The sequence below is a fragment of the Candidatus Eremiobacteraceae bacterium genome (assembly GCA_035314825.1).
Classification (GTDB): Bacteria; Vulcanimicrobiota; Vulcanimicrobiia; order Eremiobacterales; family Eremiobacteraceae; genus JAFAHD01.
The window spans coordinates 1-6,827 of sequence record DATFYX010000038.1 but is presented as its reverse complement, the minus strand read 5'-3'; the positions used below and the strand labels follow the sequence as shown (position 1 = coordinate 6,827).

10 protein-coding genes are annotated in these 6,827 nt (G+C 65.1%); 4 read left to right on the top strand and 6 right to left on the bottom strand.

All coding sequences use genetic code 11. The features are described 5' to 3' along the window. On the top strand, positions 1 to 184 hold a 184-nt coding region (locus VKF82_05150), incomplete at its 5' end, for a hypothetical protein (GenBank protein HME81442.1). Here the strand turns inward: VKF82_05150 and VKF82_05145 are convergent. The 6 genes from VKF82_05145 to VKF82_05120 form a co-directional block, all read right to left on the bottom strand. Next, complete coding sequence (locus VKF82_05145; GenBank protein ID HME81441.1) at positions 181 to 1,209, bottom strand: zinc-binding dehydrogenase; 1,029 nt, start codon at positions 1,207 to 1,209, stop codon at positions 181 to 183. The genes VKF82_05150 and VKF82_05145 overlap by 4 nt on opposite strands. Before the next feature lie 83 nt (positions 1,210 to 1,292). Next, positions 1,293 to 1,658: a response regulator gene (locus VKF82_05140; GenBank protein HME81440.1), complete on the bottom strand. Its 366-nt coding sequence runs from the start codon at positions 1,656 to 1,658 to the stop codon at positions 1,293 to 1,295. Beyond that, entirely contained in the window at positions 1,651 to 2,460 is an 810-nt protein-coding gene (locus tag VKF82_05135; GenBank protein HME81439.1) for a response regulator, read from the bottom strand. Before VKF82_05135 ends, VKF82_05140 begins: the two co-directional genes overlap by 8 nt. A gap of 1 nt (position 2,461) precedes the next feature. Continuing rightward, positions 2,462 to 3,571, bottom strand: coding sequence for an ATP-binding protein (locus tag VKF82_05130; protein ID HME81438.1), 1,110 nt, complete (start codon positions 3,569 to 3,571; stop codon positions 2,462 to 2,464). 50 nt (positions 3,572 to 3,621) lie between these two features. Continuing rightward, a complete protein-coding gene (locus VKF82_05125) occupies positions 3,622 to 4,200 on the bottom strand; it encodes a DUF1272 domain-containing protein (protein ID HME81437.1) in 579 nt (192 codons plus the stop codon). 119 nt (positions 4,201 to 4,319) lie between these two features. Further along, positions 4,320 to 5,261: a YihY/virulence factor BrkB family protein gene (locus tag VKF82_05120; protein ID HME81436.1), complete on the bottom strand. Its 942-nt coding sequence runs from the start codon at positions 5,259 to 5,261 to the stop codon at positions 4,320 to 4,322. Between VKF82_05120 and VKF82_05115 the strand changes: the two genes are divergently transcribed. From VKF82_05115 to ligD, 3 genes are all read left to right on the top strand, one after another. Then, a complete protein-coding gene (locus VKF82_05115) occupies positions 5,261 to 5,515 on the top strand; it encodes a DUF6496 domain-containing protein (GenBank protein HME81435.1) in 255 nt (84 codons plus the stop codon). The two genes, VKF82_05120 and VKF82_05115, sit on opposite strands and share 1 nt — an antisense overlap. Before the next feature lie 150 nt (positions 5,516 to 5,665). After that, positions 5,666 to 5,836, top strand: a complete 171-nt coding sequence (locus VKF82_05110; GenBank protein HME81434.1) for a hypothetical protein — start codon at positions 5,666 to 5,668, stop codon at positions 5,834 to 5,836. 104 nt (positions 5,837 to 5,940) lie between these two features. After that, on the top strand, positions 5,941 to 6,827 hold an 887-nt coding region (gene ligD, locus VKF82_05105), incomplete at its 3' end, for a non-homologous end-joining DNA ligase (GenBank protein HME81433.1).

The window sequence follows — 6,827 nt, the reverse complement described above, 5'->3', positions numbered from 1 at the left end:
CTCAGATTTCACCATCGTGGGGCGTCAGACGTCGTTGGCGGAACCGGCGGACGACGCGCGCATCATCAATGCCGCGGCGGCATTCTGCCTGCGCCGGGCCGCGCCATCCAAACCCGTCCGCCTGATCGGCGTGCGGGTCGCATCGTTGGTGAACGCCGAAGCCAGACAGATCGGGCTGTTCTAGAAGGTGATGAGCGGCTTGATGACGCCATCAAGCTTCTTATCCATAATCTCGAAGGCCTTATCCATCTCCGCGAACGGGAAGCGGTGCGTCGTCATGCGCGTCGGGTCGATACGTTTTCGTTCGAGCATCAAGAGCAGGCGCTCCATGCGCAGCCGGCCGCCCGGACACAGACCGGTGCGGATGGTCTTTTCGGCCATGCCGACGCCCCATTCGACGCGCGGAATGCCGACGTATTCGCCGTGGCCGTGGTAGCCGATGTTCGAGATCGTGCCGCCGGGCTTGGTGACGCGCACGGAATTCGCCAGCGTGACCTCAGCTCCGAGCGCTTCGATGGCCGAGTCGACCCCGCGCCCACCGGTCAGCTTCATGATCTGCGCTACCGCATCGTCCGGGTCGATGACTACGTCGGCGCCGTAGTAGCGCGCAAGCTCCTTTCGCGCCGGCACTGCGTCGACGCCGATGACCAGACCCGCGCCAAGCAGCCGCGCGCCGGCGGTGGCCATCAGGCCCACGGGACCCTCTGCGAACACGGCGACCGTGCCGCCGATCGGTATGGCCGCATTCTCCGCACCCATGAAACCGGTCGACAGCATGTCGGCGCAGTAGACCGCTACGTCGTCCTGCACCGATGCCGGGATCAAGGCCATGTTCGCATCCGCCTCGTTGACGTGGAAGTATTCCGCGAACACGCCGTCCTTGACGTTGGCGAAGCGCCAGCCGCCAAGGGGCTGCTCCGACTGCGAGGGATGGCCGGCCTGCGATGCGAGGTCTCCCCACACCGGAGTTATCGCGCCCACGAGCACGCGGTCGCCTGGTTTGAAGAGCTTCACTTGCGCGCCGACGCTGTCGACGACGCCGACCGCTTCGTGCCCGAGCGTCAAATCCACGCGCTCGCCGATCGCGCCCTTGACGGTGTGCGAATCCGACGTGCAGATGAGCGCGGCCGTGGTGCGCACGATAGCGTCGTTCGGCCCGGGTTCCGGTTTCGGCTTGTCCATGAACCCCACTTGGCCGATCTGTTTCATCACAAATGTCTTCATGGCTCACCTCCGCTTGCTCCATCGTAGCGCGCTTAGGTTACCCTCATGTGAAGCCGGTGGGAAGGCGCTTAGCGCAATGCCGCTTCGACGCTTCGGACCACCTCATGCGGTTCACAGGGTTTGGCAAGCACACCGTCCACCGCGTACAGCTCGAGAAGCCCACGCAGCCCGTCGTCCACGGTGGTGGCGGTGTGGAGGATGATCGTAACGGCGGCGTGGCGCGCATCGGCGCGGAAGACCTTGAGAAACTCGAGACCGTCCATGTGCGGCATATTGAGGTCGACGATGATGAGATCCGGCGATCGTTCCCTTAGCCATGCGAGCGCGTGCGTTCCGTCCGCGGCCTCGAAAATCACGTGACCGTGATGCTCGAGAATCGTCGTCAGCAGCAGGCGATTGACCGGATCGTCGTCGACGACGAGAATGTCAGCCACGCTGTGTCTCGCGCAGACATTCATCGACGACCGTCGCGAGTTGCGCCGGCTCGATGGGCCTAAGCAGGAAACGGCGGGCTCCCATGGCGAGGCCGCGCGCCGAGTCGTCCGGGTCGGTCGACGTCGAAGACAAGAAGATGAATGGGATCGTTCGCAGCTGCGCATCCGCGCTGACTTGAGCGAGAACGTCGAAGCCGTCGAAACCGGGCATATGCACGTCGCACAGGATCAGCGCCGGCCTAACCGAGCGCGCCAACTCCATCGCCTGGGCAGGGTATTGCGCATCGGCGACGCGATAACCCAATGGTTCGAGCGCGCTACGCACGACCTGGAGGTTGACCTGCATATCGTCGATCACGAGGACCACTGGCCCGCTGGCAGGCGGAGGCGCGGCCGCAGCGGAGGGCTCGTGTACCTCAGGGCCCCTGCTTCGCATCCGCTCGGGCAAGAACGCTTCGATCTGAGAGACGAATTTCTCGGGGTCGATCGGCTTGGCGACGTATCCGTCGAAGCCGGCATCCAGCGCGCGCTTCCGGTCGCCGACCATGGCAAGCGCCGTCACGGCGATCAGCGGGACCGGCTTTGTCGCCGGGTCGGCTTTGAGCGTCGACGCCAGCTGATATCCGTCGAGTCCGGGCATCAACAGATCGGACAGGATGATGTCATAGCCATCGCGCTTGGCTGATTCGAGGCCCGCCCAGCCGTCCGGCAGGCCGGTCGCCTCGTGTCCGAACGCCTTGAGCAGATACAGCATCAGTTCCAGATTCGTCGAGTTGTCGTCGATGACGAGGACGCGCGCCATCTCAGCGTTCCGGCAATTCTAGCGAGAAGGAGCTGCCCTGACCCGGCGCGCTGGCGACGCGCAAATTCCCGCCGAGCAGCTCCGCCAGTCTGTGGCTGAGGTAAAGTCCCAGTCCGACACCGCCGGCCCGACGCGCTTCCGACGCATCCAATTGCTCGAATGCCGAGAAGAGCTTGTTCTGATCGTCCTGCGAGATGCCGATGCCGCTGTCGCGGACGGTGAGGTTCATCAGCGAGCCGCCATCTGCGTGGCGCCGCGAGAGCTCGACGCGCACCCATCCCTGATCGGTATACTTGACCGCGTTGCTGACCAGGTTGATGAGGATCTGCCGCATGAAACGGCGATTGGAGGTGAGGGAGATGCCGTGCGCCGGCGTGACGATCTCAAGCCGTAGGCCCTTGGTCTCGGCCGCAGCGCGCATCGAGAGCGCCACTTCATCCACGACCTCTTGGACGTCGACCGGTTCGACGCTCATATCGACGTGGCCAGACTCGATCTTGGCGAGATCGAGGATGTCGTTGATCAGCCGCAACAGGTGGCGGGCGCTGGATTGGACGAGCTGCAGCTGCCTCTCTTGCTCGGGGACCAGGGGACCCGGCAAGCGCATAAGCAGCGTGCCGGTGAAGCCGATGATCGCATTGAGCGGGGTGCGCAATTCGTGGCTCATGCTCGCCAGGAAGCGGTCTTTGGCGCGGCTTGCCCGCTCGAGCTCGATGTTCTTGTCGCGCAGCGCCTCCTCGAATCTCTTGCGCTGGGTCATGTCGCGGATCGCGCTGACGACGAGCGCGCCATCCTCGGTGTGGAGCGGGCTCAAGCTGATCTCGACCGGGAACTCGGTGCCGTCTTTGCGCAATCCGAACAGCTCGAGGTCAGCGCCCATCGGGCGCACGCGAGGATCTTGAAAGAATCCGGCGCGATGGCCGCCGTGGCGCGCGCGGAATCGTTCGGGGACAAGCGACTCCACCGGCTGGCCCACGAGCTCTGCGCGCGTGTGCCCGAAGAGCTTCTCGGTCTGAGCATTGGCCATGACGATCCGGCCAGCGCCATCGGCGATGACCATCGCGTCTGGAGCCGACTCTAGTAGCTCGAACTGCGAAGACGTGTTTTTAATGCGTAGCAGTTAATGAATCCCGAGTGCCATTCCCGCCGCGGGAGCGCGCTTCAGGCGGTCAGAGCTTCATTTCTGCGCGGGCGCACGCGCAGTTCGCCGCCGCAGTTCGGGCAAACGTGGTGCGACGCACCCGCACACGGCGGGCAAAACGTGCATTCGAAGCTGCAGATGAACGCGATCGCCGACGGGGGCAGCTCCGTCGCGCAGCGCTCGCAACTGGGCTTCATGTGCAGCGCCTCGCGCATCTTCTTGCGCCAGTGCTGCGTGAGCTGGGCGCTACCCGAGACCGAGCGCGGCGGATGCAGCTCGCGCTCGACGGCAAGCGCGATCAACTCGATCGCCGCGCGCCGGTAGCGGAAATACGAACGTAACGAGAGCCCGAGCGACGCGGCTACGCGCCGCGCCTTGTTGCCGTCTAAGTCCTGCGAGAGTACGGCGGCGCGCATCATCTGGTTGAGATCGGTCGGCCCCGGCAGGGCGCGTTGCACGATAGCCATGACCGCGTCGCAAGCCGACTCGCAGCCGAGCGCATCGCGCAGGCCGACCGCCAGCTCGCATTCCTCGAGCCTGATCGGGTAGCGCAGCAGGCGCAGCATCTGGCGTACCTGCGGATGACGTCTCGCGTCCATGTACGATCATTCAGCAACGTGCCGCGCGGTTCCGGCCCGCCCTCTCGGCGAATTCCCAAGCTCTTCGGGTATAAGAGATGGGGTTGCTCGAGGTCGCCCTATCGAGCGACCCCATTTTTTCAGTCGGCCGCAAGTCCGGGCAGGTCGCGCTGGCTGCGATGCAGCGCATACGCGCGAGTGAGCTCAGCGCCGAAGAATACCACGGCAGATGAATAGTACAGCCAGGTCAGGATGATCAGCGCGGCAGCCGCAGCGCCATGGATGGAGCCCAACGCGCTGTAGCCGACGTATACGCTTACGCCCCACTGTCCGAGGAGGAACAGCAAGCCCGTACACAGGCCGCCGACCAGCGCGTCGCGCCACGCGACGCGCGCGTCGGGCACGTAGCGGAAGAGCAGCGTGAACACGCCGCTGATGACGAGCAGCGACAGCAGCACGCCAGCGGTTTCAACAAGCCCGATGCGGATGACATCCGGGGTACCGCGCGCGAAGGCCGAGAGGAAGGCGTTGAGAAGCTGCAGGGCGAGCACCAGCATGCCGATGACGAGCGCCATGAAGAACCCGAGAAATCGCACCTGGAAGATGCGCCACACGTTCGCCGACCGCGCCTGCGCATCGAACACGATGTTGAGCGCGTCCTGCAGCTGCGTGAACGCACCGCTGGCGCCGAAGATCAGCGCGGCGATGCCGAGGCTTGCCGCCACGATGTTCGGCGCCGGGCGGCTGAGGCCGTTGACCAAGTTCCCGAGAAAACGCGCACCCGACGTGCCGATGAACGCCGCGAGCGGCCCGAGAACGTCTTGGGCCGCCAATTTGGGACCGATGACCAGCCCGGTGATCGCGATGGCGATCACGAGCAGCGGAGCGAGCGAGAATGCGAGGTAGAATGAAAGCGCCGCCGCCAGGTGCGGCGTATGATGGCGATTCCAGCCTTCCCAGGCTTCACGCAGGACCGTTAACGTGGGCCGTACCTCATTGCCGGGTGGGCGCGTGGCTTCATGATAGTCGGGGCGGGCGCCTACCCGGCCGGGTTTGACGGGCGTGGGCGTTTGGCAATACAATGATCAAGCCGCAAACGGTTCATAAGGAGATGCAGATCACCATGGCAGCACGGAAAAAGACCCGCAAGTACGGCCCGAAGGCGTCGCAAGACGTGGAGCGGGCGGTGCGGGAGATGAAACAAGGCAAACTGCGCTCGGGCCGATCCGGCGCGAAGGTCAGCACCCGGCGTCAGGCGATCGCGATCGGCCTGTCCGAGGCTCGAAAAGAGGGCGCCAAACTGCCGCCCGCGCCCCCGCGCAAGCGCAAAAAGTAATCCCGCGCACGCACGCGCGCTGCGCCGGCCCCTGTGACGCCGGTCGAATGTGAGCGGGCGTTCTTGTTTGGGCCGCACGGCCGCCGATATACTGGGTGATGGGTAGCGCCTTAGGTGGGGGACCGCAGGCGTCGCTCCGGGGGAAATGACATGCCAGTATGCAGCGCCTGCCACCGCGATCTCGGCGAAGTGTTCGCCGTCGAAGACGGCTCGGTGCTTTGCGCGCGTTGTCTTGAGATGGGCGTCAATGACAAGAAGCCGGCCGAGGAGCGTTCGCGCATGATGCTCGTGCTCGATGGAGACGACGAACTGGCGAGCTAGGAACTGCCTGCTCGATGTCTGCGGCGCCGCGCCCTGCTCAAGGGCGGGGCGCCGTCTGCTTCCCGGCAAGGCGCCCGCCGCCGCGCGTCTAATGATGGCGGGCCGTGGCCGCTGCGAAGATCCCCATCATCAAGCAGCCGATGCTGCCCACCCTCGTGGAAGCCCCCTTCGACGACGATGCGTGGCTGTTCGAGTTGAAGTGGGATGGCATCCGCGCCATCTGCACGGTCAGCGCGGCGGGCGCCCACCGCTTGGTCTCGCGCAACGGGCTGCCGCTCAACGCCAAGTTTCCAGAATTGGAAGGATTGAGCGAGGATTTCCGGGGCGCGCCGCTGGTCATCGACGGCGAAATCGTCAGCCTCGACGCCAAAGGGCGCTCGTCGTTCCAACGCCTCCAGCGCAGGTTCAAACCCGCGCGCGGCGCCAAGGGCGAAAGCGGGCGCATCGTCTACGCCGTTTTCGACCTGCTCTTCGACGGCCGTCGCGACCTGCGATCGACGCCGCTCGAGAGCCGGAAAAAAGCGCTCGAGCGGGTCATCAGACCAGGGGCCACGCGGGTGATGTACTCCAAGCACGTCATCGGCGAAGGGAAGCGGCTGTTCGCGCAGGCGCAGCGTCAAGCGCTCGAAGGCATCGTCGCCAAGCGCCGGGATTCGACGTATCAGGAACGCCGGTCGCGCGACTGGCTCAAGATCAAGACGCACCTCGAACAAGAATTCGTCATCGGCGGTTGGACCGACCCGCAGGGCGCCCGCGCGGAGTTCGGCGCGTTGCTGCTCGGGGTATACCAAAAAGGTGCGCTGGTCTTTTGCGGCGCCGTCGGCACGGGTTTCGATGGCGCGTCGCTCAAGGCGGTCATGGCCAAACTCAAACCGCTGGCGACGGCGCGCTGTCCGTTCGATCCGCCGCCACCGCCGCCGCTGCCGAAGACGAGCCACTGGGTCCGGCCGAAACTCGTCGCCGAAGTGAAGTTCGGCGAGTGGACCGACGA

What these genes read in the sequence shown, in the direction of transcription:
- VKF82_05135 (HME81439.1), bottom strand. Translation starts at nt 2,460, where the DNA reads ATGGCGCGCGTCCTCGTCATCGACGACAACTCGACGAATCTGGAACTG.
- VKF82_05115 (HME81435.1), top strand. Translation starts at nt 5,261, where the DNA reads ATGATCAAGCCGCAAACGGTTCATAAGGAGATGCAGATCACCATGGCA.
- VKF82_05125 (HME81437.1), bottom strand. Translation starts at nt 4,200, where the DNA reads ATGGACGCGAGACGTCATCCGCAGGTACGCCAGATGCTGCGCCTGCTG.
- VKF82_05110 (HME81434.1), top strand. Translation starts at nt 5,666, where the DNA reads ATGCCAGTATGCAGCGCCTGCCACCGCGATCTCGGCGAAGTGTTCGCC.
- VKF82_05145 (HME81441.1), bottom strand. Translation starts at nt 1,209, where the DNA reads ATGAAACAGATCGGCCAAGTGGGGTTCATGGACAAGCCGAAACCGGAA.